The sequence below is a fragment of the Lonsdalea quercina subsp. quercina genome (assembly GCF_000688655.1).
In the GTDB taxonomy this organism is placed as follows: domain Bacteria; phylum Pseudomonadota; class Gammaproteobacteria; order Enterobacterales; family Enterobacteriaceae; genus Lonsdalea; species Lonsdalea quercina.
The window spans coordinates 212,766-230,904 of the sequence record NZ_JIBO01000002.1 but is presented as its reverse complement, the minus strand read 5'-3'; the positions used below and the strand labels follow the sequence as shown (position 1 = coordinate 230,904).

The window sequence follows — 18,139 nt, the reverse complement described above, 5'->3', positions numbered from 1 at the left end:
TTGATGCAAAAAGTCGTATTAGCCACCGGCAACGCCGGTAAAGTGCGTGAACTCGCCGATCTGCTGGCGGACTTCGGGCTGGATATCGTGGCGCAGACCGAACTGGGCGTAGACTCCGCCGAGGAGACCGGCCTGACGTTCATCGAGAACGCCATCCTCAAGGCCCGTCACGCCGCTCGGGTCACGGGGCTGCCCGCCATCGCCGACGACTCCGGTCTGTCGGTGGATGCGCTGGCTGGCGCGCCGGGGATCTACTCCGCGCGCTATGCGGGCGAGGACGCCGATGACCGGCAAAATCTGAACAAGCTGCTGGAAGCCATGCAAGACGTGCCGGACGACCAGCGCACCGCCCGTTTTCACTGCGTGCTGGTCTTCCTGATGCATGCTGACGACCCGACGCCGTTGGTCTGCCACGGCAGCTGGCAGGGCACTCTGGCCCGTGAGCCAGCCGGCAGCGGCGGTTTCGGCTATGACCCGATTTTCTTCGTGCCGGACGCCGGCGTCACCGCCGCAGAGCTGACCCGCAGCGAAAAGCTGAGCCGCTCCCACCGCGGTAAAGCGCTACGCCAGCTACTGGATGCCCTGCGCAATGCTTAAGCTGCCTCCGCTCAGCCTCTATATCCATATTCCCTGGTGCGTGCAGAAATGCCCGTACTGCGACTTCAACTCGCACGCGCTTAAAGGCGACGTGCCGCACGGGGAATATGTGGATCACCTGCTGGCCGATCTGGATGCGGATCTGACGATGGCGCAAGGGCGTCCGCTGCACTCGATCTTCATCGGCGGCGGTACGCCGAGCCTGCTGAGCGCCGAAGCGATGCAGCAGTTGATGGACGGCGTGCGCGCCAGGCTGGATCTGGCGCCTGAAGCCGAAGTGACGATGGAGGCCAACCCCGGCACCGTCGAGGCCGACCGCTTCAGCGGCTACCAACAAGCGGGCATCAACCGCATTTCCATCGGCGTGCAAAGCTTCAGCCCGGACAAACTCAAGCGGCTGGGCCGCATTCACGGTCCGGAAGAGGCGAAGCGCGCCGCGCGGCTGGCCGAACAGCTGGGCCTGCGCAGCTTCAATCTCGACCTGATGCATGGCTTGCCGCAGCAGTCTCTGGAAGAAGCGCTGGACGATTTGCGTCAGGCTATCGCGCTGAACCCGCCGCATCTGTCGTGGTATCAGCTGACCATCGAGCCCAATACGCTCTTCGGCTCACGGCCGCCGACGCTGCCGGACGACGATGCGCTCTGGGACATTTTCAGCGCCGGACACGAACTGCTGAGCGCCGCGGGCTATCAGCAGTATGAAACCTCGGCCTACGCCCGGCCGGGCTACCAGTGCCAACATAACCTGAACTACTGGCGCTTCGGCGACTATCTGGGCATTGGCTGCGGCGCACACGGCAAGCTGACGTTCGCCGACGGACGCATTGTGCGCACCGCCAAAACGCGTCATCCGCGCGGCTACATGCGGGGCGAATATCGGCATACCACCACGGAGGTCCCGCTTCACGACCGTCCGTTCGAGTTCTTTATGAACCGCTTTCGTCTGCTGGAGCCAGCGCCGCGCGCCGATTTCACGGACTATACTGGACTCACGGAGCAGGCGATCCGCCCGCAGATCGACGCTGCGCTGGCGCAAGGTTTTCTGACGGAAACCAACCGCCACTGGCAGATCACCGAGCACGGCAAACTATTCCTGAATACGTTGCTGGAAGGCTTTCTCGCCGACTGAGTTCGCCGCGTGTCGTTCATGCGGCACGGGCCTGAATAAAATTCGCTGACGCCGCAATCAAGCGCATTGAACTGGCAGGTGGGAATATGACAAAGTGAAGACAGGACTGACACTGAGGTAGCAGGTAAACCACGATGAAAAANATCACATTACTGACGGCTGTACTGTTGATTACCGCCACCCTGAGCGGTTGCAATACCACGCGCGGGTTTGGTCAGGACGTGCAGAAGCTAGGCAGCTCTATCTCCCGTACCGCCAGCTAAGCCGTTTAAGCGCTGAGCATCACTCCCCGCCCCAAGCGTTATCCCACGCTTGGGGCGTTTTTCTGTCTGTTTCTCCCGCACACCGACGTTCGTTTTCTCACGCCCTGCCCTCGCCAGCCGCGAAATGAAGGCTGGCCGATGCGAGATCGCCGCTCGACAAAAGAAGGCAAAAAGAGGGCGTCCCGTCGAGCGACGAACGCGCTGAACGAGAGGAGAGTCAGCCTGCGGCAGGCGTGGGGGAGAGCAACATATCAATATGCGGAATTCCGTCTTCGTCATAGGCCTCGCCAACGGCGACGAAACCCAGCTGACGGTAGAAGTCTTGCAGATACGCCTGTGCGGACAGACGGCACAGGCTCTGCGGCCAGTGAAGGGAGCAGGCCGACAGGGCCTGCGCCATCAGCTGATAACCCAGCTTCTGTCCACGCGCTTCAGCGGAGACGATCACACGGCCGATCATAACCGCCTCACGCTCCGGCGTGGGCGCCAACAGGCGAGCGTAGGCCAGCAGCTGCCCGTGTCGGCAGGCGACGATATGACGATGGCCCGGCGTCAGGTCTTGCCCATCGATGTCCTGATACGGGCAAGATTGCTCAACGATAAAGACCTGATTGCGCAGCCGCAAAAGCTCATACACGCGCTTCACCGTCAGATCGTCGACGCCCCAGTCGTGCCACGCCATCGCCTCCGTCACGTCGCCACTCTCCTCACGCTCGTCATCAACGCTTAACACGTCCCCATGCCCACAGCACCGCAATCGCCAGCGCGAACAGCGCACCGAAGCCAATCCCGATCCCCATGACCGGCACGCCCAGCTTCACCGCCAGCGAATAGAGCGCCAGCATCAGCAGCATCGCGCCATTTTCCATCAGGTTTTGCACCGCGACGGCATTGCCCGCGCCGACGCTGGCCTTACCGATCTCCTGCAACAATGCGTTCAGCGGCACAATGAAGAAACCGCCCAGCGCCCCCAAGATCAACAGGCAGGTATAGGCGCCGAACAGCGAGTGCTGTAACGTGAAGAACACCACCATCACGCCGATCATCACCCCGGCAGGCAGGCAGCGACGCACGGTTTTCAACGTCACCAGACGCCCCGCCGCCGCCGCGCCGAAGACGATCCCCACCGCGACCATGGCATTCAGCAGCGTGGGCGTGGAGTTGTCGCTGATGCCCAGCGCCAGCGGCACCCAAAGCACCAGCAGAAAGCGCAGCGTCACCCCCGCGCCCCAGAACAGGCTGGTGCCCAGCAGAGACAGCCGCGTTTCGCCGTTGCCCCACAGCACCCGGCAGGCATGGACGAAAGCCCCGNCCATCCGTCGGGGATGCCACGAGCTGCCGCTTTTAGCCGCTTTTAGTCGTGGAATGAGCAGGTTGGCGGCCAGCGCGATGCCGTACGCCAGCGCACAGACGCCGAGCGCCGCGCCCAGATGCCAGTCCGCCAGCAGGCCGCCCGCGACCGAACCGATCAGAATGGCGGCGATAGTGGAGGCTTCCATCAGGCCGTTGGCCTTCACCAACTGATCGCCGTGACTGATCTCGCCCAGAATGCCGTACTTGGCAGGCGAATACGCCGCAGCCCCGACGCCGACCAACGTATAGCCGAGAAAGGGGTTCCCGCCCACGCAAATGAGCAGCGCGCCCGCCAGCTTCAGAGCGTTCGCCAGCATCATGACGCGGCCTTTGGAGAAGCTGTCCGCAAACTGACCGACAAACGGCGCCAGCAAGATATAGGCCACGACGAATCCCATCTGCAAAAATGGTTGGCTCCAGTCGGGATACAGCAGCGATTTCACCAGCGCCAACGTCGCGAACAGCAGCGCATTGTCGCCAAAGGCGGAGAAAAACTGCGCCGCCATCACAGCGATCATGCCCCGAGAAAGCAGCGGCGTCGCTGACGTTGAGACAGGATTCATGCGGTGTGCTCCTGATCTTCCGCCATCTCACGTAGCGTAACGAAATCCGGCTTCCCGCTGCCCAACATCGGCAGCGCCTTCATGTAACGAATATCGCGCGGCACCACCAGCTCCGGTACGCCGTGTTGGCGCGCCTGAGTCTGCAATTGGTCGCGGGTGAGGTCGGCGTCGGTGGTGAACAGCACCAGCGCTTCCCCTTTGCTGCTGTCGCTACGAGCGCTGGCCGCATGCTGCGCATGAGGGGATGCCTGCAAAGCCAGTTGTTCCACGCTCTCCAATGACACCATTTCGCCCGCCAGTTTGGCGAAGCGTTTCACACGCCCGACGATGGCGCAGAAGCCTCGTTCGTCCAGCGTGACGATATCGCCGGTGTCGTACCAGCCCTCTTCCCGCTCGCCCTGCGCGTTTTCGGCGGCAGGCGTTTCCAGTACTCCGGGCCGCTCTACGCGGAGATACCCTTTCATCACGTTCGGTCCACGCAGTTGGAGACGAGCGCCGGCGGTGATGCCCGGCACCGGGATGAGTCGTCCTTCCATCTCCGGCAGCAGTTGTCCGACGGTGTGCGGCTTGGCCGCCATCGGTACGTTGATCGACACGACCGGCGCGCACTCGGTGACGCCATAGCCCTCAAGGATGCGGATACCGAAGCGTTCCTGCCATAACTCACGCGTGGTCTCCGACAGTTTTTCCGCCCCGGCCACCACGTAACGCAACCGGGTGAAATCGTAGGGGTGCGCGTAGCGTGCGTAGTTGCCAAGGAATGTCGAGGTGCCGAACAATACGGTGCAATTCCGGTCGTAGACCAGCTCCGGCACGATGCGGTAGTGCAGCGGACTCGGGTACAAAAACACTTTCGCGCCAGTCATCAACGGCGTCAGCAATCCCACCGTCACTCCGAAGGAATGGAACAGCGGCAGCGCGGACATGAAGCGGTCTTGAGGAGTGAAGTCGGCCACGGTGCGGATCTGCTCTACGTTGGCCAGCAGACTGTTATGGGAATGCACCACGCCTTTAGGATGGCCTTCCGATCCGGAAGTAAACAGGATCATCGCGGCATCGTCAGGCTGCTGCGCCACCATCGCCTGCGAGGGGAACAGCAGATGGAACAGGATCCACAGCTTATCGGCGATCGTCACCGTCCCTTTCAGGTCTTCCAGATAAACCCAATNGGCGTCCTTCACCTGCTGCGGCAGATGCGTCAGCTTGCCTTTTTCGAGAAACTGGCGCGAGGTTACAATCGTTTTAAGGCTGGCCGCCAAAATGGCGCTTTGCAGCCCTTTGACGCCCGCCGTGTAATTGAGCATGGCCGGGACACGACCACTCAGGGAACAGCCCAGAATGGCGGCGGCGGTGACGGTCGCGTTCGGCAGCAGCAGGCCGACGTGCTCCTTATCCGCAGTGAAGCGTTGCAGGATCCGCGACACCCCCAGCGATTTTTTCAGCAGGCCGTGGTAGCTATCTTCCCGCATAGCGACGTCTTCAATGCTTGCGGAGCCGTAGCCATAGCGGCCGCAAGCGGCCAAAAATGCCTGATACAGCGTATGACGAGGGCGCACCGCCATACGAGCTTCCATCATGATGCGATGCAGATGCTCGCCGGCCAGTTCACGACGCTCACGCGCGCCATCGGCCTTAGGCATGGGTAATTGCACCGCAGGCAGCCAGTGCAGGGAGATCTTCGGAAAGAGACGACGACGCACAACGCCGCCCAGACGGCCGAAGAACGTGAACTCCGGGCCTTCCAGTCGGACCGGGACAACGGTCGCCCCAGAGCGCGCCGCCACAAACGCCGCGCCGCTGTAGATCTTCATCAGGGAGCCGGTCACCGTGATGCGTCCTTCCGGGAACACGACGACCGGCCGTCCCTGCTCCACCACACGGATCAGATGTTTGATCGCCATCGGCTGCGTCGGATCCAGCGCCACAAAGTCCACAAATCGCTTCGTCCACTGCATAAACCAGCGGTCGGCGATGGAGGTGTAGACGGCAAAGATCGGTTTTTCTTGCAGAGGCAGGAATAAGGCCAGCAGCACGCCATCGATAAACGAAGCGTGGTTCGGCGTTATCAGGAGTTTTGACTGCCGGAAGACGCGTTCGTCCCCGGTGATGTCGATACGGTACAGGCGACGTAACAGCCAGCGTAGTGCGTTGTAAATCATCCCATCTCCCTAGGTAAAACCCTCGCTGGCACGTTTCGGCGAAATATTCGGCCGCCGTGCTTCGCGGAGTTTTAAACGAATTTGATTGCACAAAATACTATAGCCAACCCATTGCCACCAGAATAAGCGTCCTGATGACCTGAACCAGCACGATGCGTCGGGCGAGGAATGCAAAGTGAAAGCGACCCGCGACGAGGCAAATGCGGCTTCAGGACGACGCCGTAGGTTTAGGCAGGGATTCCGCAGTGATTGAATCGAGCGAGATATCTGGCGCAGAGTCCTCGAGGGATAAATGACAGACAAAAAAAAACCTACGCATCCGCGTAGGTTGGTGAAATAAATATGGTTCATGGTGAACATCACATCCACTTGTCACCCATTAATACCTCTGGGACTTTTACTCTAGAGAGTCAGGCATTTATTCTCTAGTCGCTAATCGCAAGATAACTGCACGAAGTGCAACCATCTGTAAAATTCTGACCCACCATGTAATCACGCCTTGTGATTAGTGCTATTACAGCGTCAAACGGGTGCCGTCACGCGCCCTGGAACGCCTTCGTGCGCCCGCGCTCTGTGCGCGCTTTTTCGGCCTTGTGATAGTATGCAAACTCAGACCGATCAACTGAATACGGGTATACCGCCATGAAAACCATGCTTGATGTGGCTCGCCGCGCCGGCGTTTCGAAAGCGACGGTATCACGCGTCCTGAACGGCACCGGCCAGGTCAAAGCCAGCACCCGGGAAAGCGTTTTCAAGGCCATGACCGAATTAGGCTACCGGCCCAACTTTCTGGCGCGCTCGCTGGCCAACCGCAGCTCCAACAGCATCGGCCTCGTCGTGTCCCACTTCGACGGCCCCTACTTCGGCCGACTGCTGCGCCAGGCCGCCGAACTGACCGAGCGCAACGGCAAACACCTGATCGTCACTGACGGACACGACACGCCGGAAGACGAACGCCAGTCGATCCAACTGCTGGCCGACCGCCGCTGCGACGCCATCATTCTCTACNCCCGCCACATGTCCGAGCAGGAGCTGATGTCGCTGCTGGCGGAGTCCAGCGTCCCGATAGTGGTGATCAACCGCGACCTGCCGCAGCGGCGCGATCGCAGCGTCGTCTTCGAACAGCAGAGTGCGGCTTTTCAGGTCGTCGATTATCTGATTACCCAAGGCCACCGGGAGATCGCCTGTATTACCGGCCCAATGACGACGCCGACGTCCCAGGCGCGGTTGTCCGGCTATAAAGCGGCGTTGCGCCATCACGGTCTGGCGGTCGATCCCCTGCGGATCGTCCACGGCGACAATAGCGTGGAGAGCGGTTATCACGCCGCGCACGCGCTGATGGCCCGGGAAACTGTGTTCAGCGCCTTGTTCTCCAGCAATGACGATATGTGTATTGGGGCAATGAAGGCATTCAGCGAAGCGGGAAAAACGCTGCCGGAGGATCTCTCCCTGTTCGGCTTTGACGACGAACCTAACGCCGCCTATCTGAGTCCTTCCCTGTCGACCGTGTATCTGCCGATCGAAGAGATGATGAGCGCCGCCATTCAGCAGGCGCTGCGACTGATTTCGGGCGAGGACGCCTCACCGCTGACGCCGTTCACCGGCGTGCTGAAAATTCGCGATTCGGTGCGACCCGGACCTTATGCCTCACATTCCTAAACAATGCGGCGGCTCAGCCCTCTTCCAGCTGGAGTGCGATGTAGAGCAACAGGCGATCGTCGACGCGGGAGAGATTCAGTCCGGTGATGTCCGAGATGCGGCGCAGGCGGTATTCCAGCGTATTTTTATGGATGTACAGCGCGTTCGCCGTGACCGTATTTTGCAGGTTGTAGCAGAACCAGCTGTAGAGCGTTTTGCGAAAGATCCCGTTGCCGTCCATCGCCCGCAGCCGTCTTAGCGGCCGCATCAGCTCATTGGCCTGCCAGCCGCCGCGCAGACTATCCAGCAGCACTGGCAGCGCCATATCCTGATAGCTGTAGCACTGCGTGTCGGGCTGACGCTGCCTGCCCNCTTTCATGGTGGTTTTCGCCGTCTGATAGGAACGTTGCAGGCCGCCTTCTCCGGGGAAGAAGTTGCCCAACGCCAGCCGCACCCGCAAGGGGCTTTCATCATGCAGACGCTGATACAGCAGCTGGATCCGCCGGAGATGCGCTTCCGGGTCCCAACGTCCGTGCTCAGACAATGGTTGCAGCACGACCATCTCGGTCAAAGAGACAATCGCCATCAGTCCCTCTTCCCGCTCCGGCGCCATGCCCGGCTCCGTCAGCAGGTTCTGAAACTGTTGCAGCTCGGTCATCGCCGTGCTGACGCCGAGCTGACCGCTGTCCAACTCCACCACCAGCGCTACGCGCGGCTTCTGTAAGTCTATCCCCAACCGTCTCGCCCATTCGCTGACCGTATCGGAATAGCTGTCGCTGCGGATCAGGTTCAACACCAGCTCTTCACGCTGACGGCTGTTGCGCGCCAGCAACTGCATGAGCCGCGCCTGCTCCAGCATCATTTCCGCCGTCATACAGACCAGTTCGCCATACTGGCGTAGTCCGTCCGGCTGACCCGTCAGGCCGACCACCCCGACAATCACGCCGTCTTGCCGCAGGGGAAGATTAATGCCGGGCTTCACGCCCTGCAGGATGTGCATGGACGCGTCGTCGATCGTGACGATGCGTTCCTGAGTGAGCGCCAGCAACGCGCCCTCATGAATTTCGCCGATACGCTCCTTGTCGCCGCTGCCGATGATTCTCCCCGTCGCATCCATCACGTTCACATTGCATTCGATAATCTGCATCGTGCGCGCGACAATGGCACCGGCCAGCGTGGCGTCAAAATGGTAATCCGACATGTCTTCTCTCCAGGCGGNGACGCAGGAGCGCGGCTACGCCGTGCTCGCCTGCTCACACAGCCTAGCATGATCCCGCCGACGCAACCCCGGGGTTAACCTTTCGACGTCGACGCGCCGCGCGCGTGGGAGATACGGATTAAGCGACCGATATTTTCACAGGCCCGTTCCATATTCGCAGGCCCTTCTTGCAGCAACGACGCCAACGGATCGGCCCGCGGGATGATCCCGAAAATGACGTCGATCCCTTCCTGATACAGCGACTCGATGCCTTCGCCGACACAGCCGGACACGGCGATCACCGGCACCTGTAGCGCCTGCGCGGTCTTCGCCACGCCGTATGGCGTTTTGCCGAAGCGGGTCTGGCTGTCGATGCGGCCTTCGCCCGTCAAGCAGTAGTCCGCCCCCTGCAACTTATCCCGCAGGCCACTGTGCTCGATGACGATATCGATGCCTTTCTGCATCACACAGCGGGTGAAGGCCATCAGCCCCGCCCCCAATCCGCCCGCAGCACCCGCCCCCGGCGCCGTCGCCACGGATTTGCCCAACTGCTGCAACACCACGTCGGCATAGTGAGACAGGTTGGCGTCCAGCTGCGCCACCATCTCCGGGGTCGCGCCTTTCTGCGGCCCGAAGACGTGAGAAGCGCCGTGTTCGCCGCACAGAGGATTGGTGACGTCGCAGGCGACGATGATCTCCACCTGCGCCAGGCGCGGGTCCATCCCGCTGACGTCGATACGCTGCAACTGGCCGAGCGCCCCGCCGCCGCGCGGCAGCGGCTTGTCGTCGCCGTCGAAGAAACGCGCGCCGAGCGCTTCGGCCATCCCCGCGCCGCCGTCGTTCGTCGCGCTGCCGCCGATGCCGAGGATGATTTTCGCTATTCCCTGATCCAGACAGGCGCGGATCAGTTCGCCGGTGCCGTAGGTCGTCGTCACCAGCGGATTACGGGTCTGTGCGTTGACGTGGTGGATGCCGCTGGCCGAAGCCATTTCGATCACCCCCACCTGGCCGTCGCCCATGATGCCGTAGACGGCGTCCACCGTCGTGCCCAGCGGTCCGGTCACCTGAAGCGGAAACAGCTCGCCGTGGGTGGCGNCGACCAGCGACTGCACGGTGCCTTCGCCGCCGTCCGCCATCGGGACATGAAGGTAGTCAGCCTCGGGAAAGACCTTGCGCAGCCCTTTCTCCATCGCCACGCAGACCTCTTTGGCGGTCATGCTCTCTTTGAACGAATCCGGCGCCAATACAAAGGTTTCATGTTTCATAGGAATCTTCTCGTCACGGGTTAAAGGAGACCGTACAGCACGGTGGCGATGAGGGTCATGGTGCCGCCAACCATCGCTTCATAAGGAATCAGCGACATCCGCTGACGCAATGCCATGTTCATGCTGCCGGCAGTCACGTGAAAGTAGTTGCCCTGCGGCAAAGAGTCGATCACGGTCGCCCCGGTGTGCACCATGACCGCGGAGGCGATCGGGCTGCCGCCGACGTTGGCGATGGCGCTGCCGAACGTCCCCGTCGCCAGAATGACGCCCGTGGACGTCGAGGCCGTGGCCGCCGCCATCAGGATCCCGGAAATCGGCGCCAGAAACGTGCCGGAGATCCCCATCAGGTTAATGAGCGCCACCACCTGCGTCGACAGGTTCGACGCCGCAATCAGGCCCGCTATCGCCCCGGCGCCGATCAGGATCAGCACCGTCGCCGTCATTTTTTCCAGCCCGGAGGCGGTGTAGGCGATCAGTTTCCTATGCTGCCCCATCGCCAGCAGGCCGACGATCCCGGCGATGGGCAGGACGTACAGCGCATCCAGCTTACACTCGGAGAGCAACGGAATATGCAGGATCGAGCCGATAGGATTGATCATCAGCAGGATCACCGCCACCAGCGGCGCGACGATCGCCTGGTGCAGTGGCGGGTAGCGCTTGTCGCCAGCAGGCTGATGAGCGGACAGCGCAACGACTTCTTCTTCAGTGACCTTGGCACCTCTGTTTTTCAACACACCCGCGATCAAGATCGTCATCAACAAACCGCCTATGGCGGGAATGAAACCGGCGATCATCACATCGCTCAGGGTGATGTGGAAACCGTTGGCCGCCGCGATGGCATTCGGGTTAGGCGAGATGATGTTGCCCGCCTTGCCGCCGCCGGACAGCGCCAACAGCAGCGCCAGCTTGGAGATCCCCATTTTGTTGCCGACCGACAGCGCGATCGGCGCGACGATCAGCACCGCGACCGGGATAAAAACGCCGACGGCGGTGATGATCATGGTGGCCAACGCCAGCGCCATGATCGCCTTGCCCTCGCCCATTTTTCTCACCACCGCCTGCGCGATGGTTTCCGCCGCGCCGGACTCCATCATCACGCCAGCCAGTACGCCGGCGGCCAGAACGCGGATCACCGTGCCCATCACGCTCTGCGTACCCGTGGTCAGCAGAGCCAGCGTCTGGTCGAGACTCGCGCCGCCGATCACTGCGCCGGCTATCGCACCGAAAAATAGCGAATAGACCGGATTGATCTTTCTAAGAATCAGTAAGATGGCAATGAATAGACCTATCAATGCCCCATACCAACCAAGGGGTTCCATGCCGTTCATAATATGACCTCGTTATTGTTATATCTGTTACGTAGGATAGAGAAACGGGGTTGCGACGACGGACGTCGATAACATTAAGCCACGATTTGATAGCCCTTATTTTAGGGCTGATGGCGGCGTTCACCTATGTGCGCAAACACAAAATCAACGGGTGAAATCACGATGAAAACCGTGTGGAAAGACAATGCGGGGAGAGACCGGTCACAGACGACGGGAACGACGAGATGCGCCTCTCCCCGACGCAGGGAGAGGCGAGAAGACAATTACAGCTGTTCCAGCGCCAGCAGCTCTTCCNCCGTCTGCCGACGGCGGATCAGACGCGGCGCCCCCCCTTCGAACAAGACTTCCGGCAGCAGCGGACGGCTGTTGTAGNTGGAGGACATGGAGGCGCCGTAAGCGCCGGTATCGTGGAAGACCAGGTAGTCTCCGACTTTGGCGTCCGGCAGGGCGATGGTTTCGACACCACCGCCCGCCTGCTGGGTAAAGACATCGCCGGACTCGCACAGCGGCCCCGCTACTACCGTATCGCGCAGTGCAGCGCCATCGAGATCGCGACCATCCCCCGGCAGCAAGGAAATATGATGGTAGCTGCCGTACATCGCCGGGCGCATCAAATCGTTAAAACCGGCGTCGACCAACACAAAGTGACGGCTGCCCATCGCCTTCACGGCCCGCNCTTCCGCCACCAGCACGCCCGCTTCCGCCATCAGGAAACGGCCGGGTTCGATCTCCAGCGTGATTGGATGACCGAGATGCGCGGCGATGCGCTCACGCGCGCCGTTCCACAGCCCGTAATAGTGTTGCGTGTCGATCGACTCTTCGCCGTAACGGTAAGGAATGGACAGACCGCCGCCAGCGGAAATGGCCTCCAGATCCTGACCAAAGTCGATCACCTGCCGCACCATCGCGTCACACACCTGTTCCAGATGGCCGTAGTCCACGCCGGAACCGATGTGCATATGCAAACCGACTAATTTGAGCTGATAATGCTCAATCGCCGCCAGCGCCAACGGCAGATCGCCGTACCAAATACCGTGCTTGCTGTTTTCGCCGCCCGTATTGGTTTTTTGACTGTGTCCGTGACCGAAGCCCGGATTGACGCGCAGCCACACCGGATGCCCCGGCGACACGACGCCCAGCTGATTGAGCATATCCACGGACCCGGCGTTGACGGGAATGTTCAGCGCGGCCACCCGTTCCAGCGTGGCGTGATCCAGCAGNTCGGCGGTGAAGACGATCTCATGATCCGGCGTTCCCGGCNGGAATCCGGCGGCCAGCGCACGCTCGATCTCGCCCAGCGAGACGGAGTCGACCTTGACGCCGCGCTGGCGCATCAACGCCAGAATGTGGATGTTGGAGCACGCCTTCTGGGCGAACCGAATGGTGTCGAAGTCCCGCAGCTGGGCAACGCGGCTGATAATAGTGTCGGCATCGTAGGCCCAGACCGGGCAGCCGAAACGGGACGGCAGCGCCCGCAGGCTGTCTGCGTTCAACGCGTGGGACAGGGTATTTAGATCGTGCGGCATGCGGTCAAAACCTGATAAATGAAAACATATCCTCATTGTGCGTAATCTTCCTTTCGGCAGACAAATATCCTTTTACGCAGAGTCTATTCATTTATGATATGGCTTTATCCCACACTCAAGGTGTCTCCCGTGGCGGCTATTTCCCTGCGACATATCGAGATTTTTCATGCCGTGATGACCACCGGCAACCTGACGGAAGCCGCCAGTCTGCTCAATACGTCGCAGCCGACGGTGAGCCGGGAGCTGGCGCGCTTCGAGCGTCTGATGCAGATGGCGTTGTTCGAACGGGTGCGCGGCCGCCTGCATCCGACCGCGCAGGGGCTACGGCTGTTTGAAGAGGTTCAGCGCTCTTACTACGGGCTGGAACGGATCGTCAGCGCGGCCGACGATATCCGGCGCTTTCAACAGGCGCAGCTGTCCATCGCCTGCCTGCCGGTGTTTTCCCAGTCGCTGCTGCCGGAGGTGTGTCAGCCGCTGCTGGCCGACTACCCGACGCTTAATCTGCACATCATTCCTCAGGAGTCGCCGCTGCTCGAAGAGTGGCTCTCCGCGCAGCGCCACGACCTGGGGCTGACCGAAAACAATACGACGCCCGCGGGCACCGAGCGTCAGACGCTGATGCAGCTCAGCGAAGTCTGCGTGCTGCCGTCCCGCCACCCGCTCGCGAGCAAGCCGGTGCTGACGCCGCAAGATTTTCGCCATCAGCCGTTCATCAGCCTGTCCAGCGCGGACAGCTACCGACAGTGGCTCGATCATCTGTTTCAGGAAGCGGGCGTAGAGCGCAGTATGGTGATGGAAACGCACAGCGCCGCCTCGGTCTGCGCGATGGTGCGCGCCGGCGTGGGGCTGTCCATCGTCAATCCGCTGACCGCCGCGGACTATGCCGCCTCTCGCCACGGCGTAGTCGTCCGCCATTTCAGCATCGACGTGCCCTTCACCGTCAGCCTGATACGCCCGCTGCACCGCCCCGCCTCCGCGCTGGTCGATGTCGTGACTGAACATCTGCAACGGTTCGCGCAGGCATTTCCGGCGCGCTTGCAGCAACTCATCGACGGCAAGATGACGGATAATGCGGGAAATTAATGCGCGATGCGTCCGGCTTTCGCGTTAAGTCCGCCGGTCGCGGCCGTCACGTTCGCTTGATATAGACGGTGGAAACGAGGTTCTGGTCGAAGATGTTTTTGCGTACCTGTAACCGTGTATCGTGGCTGGCCAGGAACAAAATGCGCGACATAATCACGACATCCTCCACCTCGGCGTAACCTTTCGCCCACAGCGACAGCATCACCTTCGCGGTCAGGACCTTGACCGGCTGATAGTGCGCGCTCACCACGGAGACGATCACCTCGTCGAAGAAATTGGTCGGCAGCGCCGCCAGCACATCGTGGTGCCTGACGATCAGGTGACCGGCGTGATAGAGCGACGACAACGTATTTCGCGCACCTGCGGTCAACTCGGGAGTAATAGGATTGTTATTTTGCGGCAGCGATAAATCATGGTAAATCCGCTGATAGTAGAGCTCCGTCCCTTCCTGAAAAGCGGGCTGAGGCAGCTCGACGAGATCCACACAGCGCACCGCGACCTTATCGCCCCAGCGCGTCTCGGCAAGCCAGACCAGCATTTCATACAGCAGAATTTCCTGTCGGGCGACGCCCAGATTGACCCACAAAACGAGCGTGGAAATCGCTTCGTCCCCGAGGATGGCCGTCAGCTGACGATGCAGCGCCGCGCGTTCCTGAGACAGATCTTTATAGGGATAGACTTCGTAGCCAGCGGCGACAGACGCCTCGTCCTGCCGACGTGAAAAGACGCCGTAAGTGAAATTCTGTTGCAACAGATGAAAAGACAGGCCGTCGACGTAGGTCGAGAGCGGGCGGTAGAACCCGTCGTCCAGGATTAAATCACACTGCATAACTCCCCCAAGTGCATGAAAAACCGTTCAGAAAACGCTTATTGCCTGCATGACTCCGGCGCAGCAAGTGTAGCAACGCACAGAGCGTTTCGCGCTCCGCCGCGTCGCGTTTATGTGATATCGCGCCGAGACTTCCCGCCATCCTACAGGTTCTCGATGCACGGCATCCGCGAGTTTATGCGACCTTATGTTATATTAATGCAACACACGTTCGACCCCGGTCGGACGCCGTTTACCGACGCGCTGAGTCCGCCTCCATACGCCAGAAAGTTTAGACATGCACCCAGACAATAAAGCTGAAAACACGTTAGATCCCCGTACTTCCTCCAACGCGCAGACCGCCTATCCGCTGTGCCGTTTTTCCGTCGCGCCGATGCTGGACTGGACGGATCGCCACTGCCGCTACTTTCACCGGCTGCTAAGCCGTCAGGCATTGTTGTATACGGAAATGGTGACGACCGGCGCCATCATTCACGGCAAAGGGGACTATCTGGCGTATAACGAGGAAGAGCATCCGGTGGCCTTGCAACTCGGCGGCAGCGATCCCGCCGCGCTGGCGCAGTGCGCGAAGCTGGCCGAGGCCCGCGGCTATGACGAGATCAACCTGAATGTCGGCTGTCCGTCCGACCGCGTGCAAAACGGCCGCTTCGGCGCGTGCCTGATGGCGGACGCGGCGCTGGTGGCCGACTGCGTCAAGGCGATGCGCGACGNGGTGAGCATTCCCGTCACGGTGAAAACCCGCATCGGCATTGATGAGCAGGACAGCTATCCGTTTCTGTGCGATTTTATCGACACGGTGGCGACGCGCGGCGGCTGCGACAACTTTATCGTCCATGCCCGTAAAGCGTGGCTGTCGGGCCTCAGCCCGAAGGAAAACCGCGAAATCCCGCCGCTGGATTACCCGCGCGTCTATCAGCTCAAGCAGGACTTTCCCGCGCTGACCCTCGCCCTCAACGGCGGGATTAAAACGCTGGCGGAAGCCCGCGAACATCTGACACATCTGGATGGCGTGATGGTAGGCCGCGAGGCGTATCAGAACCCCGGCCTGCTGGCGCAGGTCGACCGCGAGCTGTTCGGCGCGGACCGTGCNCCCGATCCGTTTAGCGTGGTGGAGTCGCTCTATCCCTATATTGAACGCGAGCTGTCGCAGGGCGCTTATCTCGGCCATATCACGCGTCATATTCTGGGGCTGTTCCAGGGCGTGCCGGGCGCCAGACGCTGGCGTCGCTACCTGAGCGAAAATGCTCATCGTCCCGGCGCGGATGTGTCCGTCGTCGAGAGGGCGCTCTCGCTGGTGCCGCGTGATGCGGCGGGATTCGCTAACAGTTAGCGGTTTTCGCCGGGGCGCGGGGCCTGCCCTCTCTCTCCCAGCTAATAAAGTCAACGGGTTAGCTAAATATCGCGTTGGCATGCTTCTTGTAATAGCTCTTGTCAGGCGTTGTACGCCACGCTCGCCGGGTGACGCCCGGCCTCACCCTGACAGGAGTACGCCATGTTTGAAATTTTCTTCGTCGTCGGTTTCTTCGTCATGCTGTTATTGACGGGAATATCGCTGCTGGGCGTGCTCGCCGCGCTGCTGGCGGCCACGGTCTTTATGCTGCTCGGCGGTTTGTTCGTCATGGCATTCAAAATGCTGCCGTGGCTGCTGCTGGCCGTCGCCGCAGTCTGGATGTGGCGCTGCTATCAGCAGAAACAGCGTCAACGCTATTACCGGTAGCCGTCGCCCTGCGTGAGGAGGAGAGTAAAACCCATCGTCAAAATTGTGCGTCGGCGATGCGTTTTTTCATCGTCAGGCTGATACGCTTCTGACTCGTCAGTCTGAGCACCGCCTGCACGCCGCGCTCAGGCCCTCCGTTTTCATCAACGTCGGACAGAAAACAACAACGCCGTAGAGGCACTTCCCCCGACGGACCGCTGTACCCTACAAGACAGCGCGATGAAAAACCGCAGCGCTTCTCTCGCCCGTTACCGGCGGTAGAGCGCGTCCATCCACGCCAAACCGCAGGTGAGTTCCTCGCCGCCTCCCCCGGCGCAAGCCGGGGGAACCATCCCATTGCACCCACAAAAACGCCCGCAAAGCGGGCGTGGCTGACGACTCCGGCTCACATCCCGCTGAGTATCACGGGATCAGCAGGCAGGAACCTTGAGTGCGACGACCTTCCAAAGCCAGATGCGCCTGACGGGCATCGGCCAACGCGAATTTTTGTGCCTCCGGTACGTCTACTGAAATCGCACCGCTGGCAAGCAGGGAGAACAGCGCGTTGCTGGCTTCCTCCAGCTCTTCGCGATGGGTGATGTAGCCGAACAGCGACGGCCGCGTGACGTACAGCGAGCCTTTTTGGTTGAGGATGCCGAGATCTATGCCCGTTACCGGTCCGGACGCATTGCCGAAACTCACCATCAGTCCCCGACGTTGCAGGCAGTCCAACGACGCTTCCCAGGTGGCTTTCCCGACGGAGTCGTACACCACGCCGACCTTCTTACCCTCAGTCAACGCCAATACGCGCTGCGCGATGTCTTCCTGCTGATAGTTAATGGTCGCCCATGCGCCGGCCTGTTGCGCCAGCTCGGCTTTCTGCGCGGAACCCACCGTCCCAATCAGGCGGGCGCCCAGCGCTTTCGCCCACTGACAGGCGATCAGTCCAACGCCGCCCGCCGCCGCATGAAACAGAATGGTTTCCCCCGGCTGCACGTCGTAGGTTTTACGCAGCAGATAGTAAACCGTCAGCCCTTTCAGGAAACTGGCCGCCGCCTGCTCGAAACTGATGGCGTCCGGCAGCTTCGCCACCTTGTCCGCCGACACATTGTGCACCTGACTGTAAGCACCCAGCCCGCCCTGCGCATAGACCACGCGGTCGCCCACCTGTAATGCCGAGACGTCGGCGCCGACATTGACCACCACGCCCGCCGCTTCGCTCCCTAGCCCGGAAGGCAAAGAGGGGGCAGGATACAGCCCCGAGCGGAAATAGGTATCGATGAAGTTGACGCCGATGGCGCGGTTCTCGATCTGTACCTCATCCCGGTCCGGTTCGGCGGGAAGGTCATCCACCAGCTCCAGCACTTCCGGTCCGCCGGGCCGGCTGAATTGAATGCGCTTAGCCATAGGCTCTCCAGGTTCTTTCTCAATTTAAGGGTTTACGGTGACAGCGGGTGCCATTCCCGCTTTTCAGAGATACAATGCCCCCTTCCATTCTTGTAAATCAACCCG

16 protein-coding genes are annotated in these 18,139 nt (G+C 60.9%); 7 read left to right on the top strand and 9 right to left on the bottom strand.

Features of this window, described 5'->3' with window-relative positions:
• Positions 1-3 precede the first annotated feature (3 nt).
• The 3 genes from RZ35_RS01760 to RZ35_RS01750 all read left to right on the top strand — a co-directional run bounded on the left by RZ35_RS01760 (position 4) and on the right by RZ35_RS01750 (position 1,989).
• Complete coding sequence (locus RZ35_RS01760; RefSeq protein ID WP_026741768.1) at positions 4-597, top strand: XTP/dITP diphosphatase; 594 nt, start codon at positions 4-6, stop codon at positions 595-597.
• Entirely contained in the window at positions 590-1,726 is a 1,137-nt protein-coding gene (gene hemW / locus RZ35_RS01755) for a radical SAM family heme chaperone HemW (protein ID WP_026741767.1), read from the top strand. The genes RZ35_RS01760 and hemW overlap by 8 nt, the downstream gene beginning before the upstream one ends.
• A 134-nt stretch (positions 1,727-1,860) precedes the next feature.
• Positions 1,861-1,989 (top strand): entericidin A/B family lipoprotein, encoded by a 129-nt coding sequence (locus tag RZ35_RS01750; RefSeq protein ID WP_026741766.1) that lies wholly within the window; start codon positions 1,861-1,863, stop codon positions 1,987-1,989.
• A gap of 217 nt (positions 1,990-2,206) precedes the next feature.
• Here the strand turns inward: RZ35_RS01750 and RZ35_RS01745 are convergent, their stop codons facing one another.
• The 3 genes from RZ35_RS01745 to aas all read right to left on the bottom strand — a co-directional run bounded on the left by RZ35_RS01745 (position 2,207) and on the right by aas (position 6,064).
• On the bottom strand, positions 2,207-2,671 hold the full coding sequence (locus RZ35_RS01745) for a GNAT family N-acetyltransferase (RefSeq protein WP_026741765.1): 465 nt from the start codon (positions 2,669-2,671) through the stop codon (positions 2,207-2,209).
• A gap of 37 nt (positions 2,672-2,708) precedes the next feature.
• Positions 2,709-3,905 carry a lysophospholipid transporter LplT gene (gene lplT, locus RZ35_RS01740; RefSeq protein WP_026741764.1) on the bottom strand — a complete coding sequence of 399 codons (1,197 nt, stop codon included), beginning with the start codon at positions 3,903-3,905 and terminating at the stop codon, positions 2,709-2,711.
• Complete coding sequence (aas, locus tag RZ35_RS01735; protein ID WP_026741763.1) at positions 3,902-6,064, bottom strand: bifunctional acyl-ACP--phospholipid O-acyltransferase/long-chain-fatty-acid--ACP ligase; 2,163 nt, start codon at positions 6,062-6,064, stop codon at positions 3,902-3,904. Before aas ends, lplT begins: the two co-directional genes overlap by 4 nt.
• 642 nt (positions 6,065-6,706) lie before the next feature.
• Between aas and RZ35_RS01730 the strand changes: the two genes are divergently transcribed.
• On the top strand, positions 6,707-7,723 hold the full coding sequence (locus RZ35_RS01730; protein WP_026741762.1) for a LacI family DNA-binding transcriptional regulator: 1,017 nt from the start codon (positions 6,707-6,709) through the stop codon (positions 7,721-7,723).
• A gap of 13 nt (positions 7,724-7,736) precedes the next feature.
• Here RZ35_RS01730 and RZ35_RS01725 read toward each other — a convergent pair whose 3' ends face one another.
• The 4 genes from RZ35_RS01725 to lysA form a co-directional block, all read right to left on the bottom strand.
• Entirely contained in the window at positions 7,737-8,903 is a 1,167-nt protein-coding gene (locus RZ35_RS01725; RefSeq protein WP_026741761.1) for a CdaR family transcriptional regulator, read from the bottom strand.
• A 92-nt stretch (positions 8,904-8,995) separates the two neighbouring features.
• Positions 8,996-10,165: a glycerate kinase family protein gene (locus RZ35_RS01720; protein WP_026741760.1), complete on the bottom strand. Its 1,170-nt coding sequence runs from the start codon at positions 10,163-10,165 to the stop codon at positions 8,996-8,998.
• Between the two features lie 20 nt (positions 10,166-10,185).
• Positions 10,186-11,484, bottom strand: coding sequence for a GntP family permease (locus tag RZ35_RS01715; RefSeq protein ID WP_235195065.1), 1,299 nt, complete (start codon positions 11,482-11,484; stop codon positions 10,186-10,188).
• Between the two features lie 272 nt (positions 11,485-11,756).
• A complete protein-coding gene (lysA, locus tag RZ35_RS01710; RefSeq protein ID WP_026741758.1) occupies positions 11,757-13,019 on the bottom strand; it encodes a diaminopimelate decarboxylase in 1,263 nt (420 codons plus the stop codon).
• Between the two features lie 129 nt (positions 13,020-13,148).
• On the opposite strand from lysA, the gene RZ35_RS01705 reads away from it, so the two are divergent.
• Complete coding sequence (locus RZ35_RS01705) at positions 13,149-14,102, top strand: LysR family transcriptional regulator (RefSeq protein WP_026741757.1); 954 nt, start codon at positions 13,149-13,151, stop codon at positions 14,100-14,102.
• A gap of 46 nt (positions 14,103-14,148) precedes the next feature.
• On the opposite strand, the gene RZ35_RS01700 is transcribed toward RZ35_RS01705, so the two are convergent.
• Positions 14,149-14,931, bottom strand: coding sequence for a hypothetical protein (locus RZ35_RS01700; protein ID WP_026741756.1), 783 nt, complete (start codon positions 14,929-14,931; stop codon positions 14,149-14,151).
• 277 nt (positions 14,932-15,208) lie between these two features.
• Between RZ35_RS01700 and dusA the strand changes: the two genes are divergently transcribed.
• Positions 15,209-16,261, top strand: coding sequence for a tRNA dihydrouridine(20/20a) synthase DusA (gene dusA / locus RZ35_RS01695; RefSeq protein WP_051625433.1), 1,053 nt, complete (start codon positions 15,209-15,211; stop codon positions 16,259-16,261).
• A gap of 162 nt (positions 16,262-16,423) precedes the next feature.
• Positions 16,424-16,648 (top strand): envelope stress response protein PspG, encoded by a 225-nt coding sequence (gene pspG, locus RZ35_RS01690; RefSeq protein WP_026741754.1) that lies wholly within the window; start codon positions 16,424-16,426, stop codon positions 16,646-16,648.
• Positions 16,649-17,050: 402 nt separating this feature from the next.
• Here pspG and RZ35_RS01685 read toward each other — a convergent pair whose 3' ends face one another.
• Positions 17,051-18,034, bottom strand: a complete 984-nt coding sequence (locus RZ35_RS01685) for a quinone oxidoreductase (protein WP_026741753.1) — start codon at positions 18,032-18,034, stop codon at positions 17,051-17,053.
• Positions 18,035-18,139 lie beyond the last annotated feature (105 nt).

Bases quoted from the DNA above. Each gene is read 5' to 3' on its own strand.
- RZ35_RS01715 (WP_235195065.1), bottom strand. From the start codon at position 11,484: ATGGAACCCCTTGGTTGGTATGGGGCATTGATAGGTCTATTCATTGCC.
- RZ35_RS01700 (WP_026741756.1), bottom strand. From the start codon at position 14,931: ATGCAGTGTGATTTAATCCTGGACGACGGGTTCTACCGCCCGCTCTCG.
- pspG (WP_026741754.1), top strand. From the start codon at position 16,424: ATGTTTGAAATTTTCTTCGTCGTCGGTTTCTTCGTCATGCTGTTATTG.
- RZ35_RS01685 (WP_026741753.1), bottom strand. From the start codon at position 18,034: ATGGCTAAGCGCATTCAATTCAGCCGGCCCGGCGGACCGGAAGTGCTG.
- hemW (WP_026741767.1), top strand. From the start codon at position 590: ATGCTTAAGCTGCCTCCGCTCAGCCTCTATATCCATATTCCCTGGTGC.
- RZ35_RS01745 (WP_026741765.1), bottom strand. From the start codon at position 2,671: ATGGCGTGGCACGACTGGGGCGTCGACGATCTGACGGTGAAGCGCGTG.
- RZ35_RS01760 (WP_026741768.1), top strand. From the start codon at position 4: ATGCAAAAAGTCGTATTAGCCACCGGCAACGCCGGTAAAGTGCGTGAA.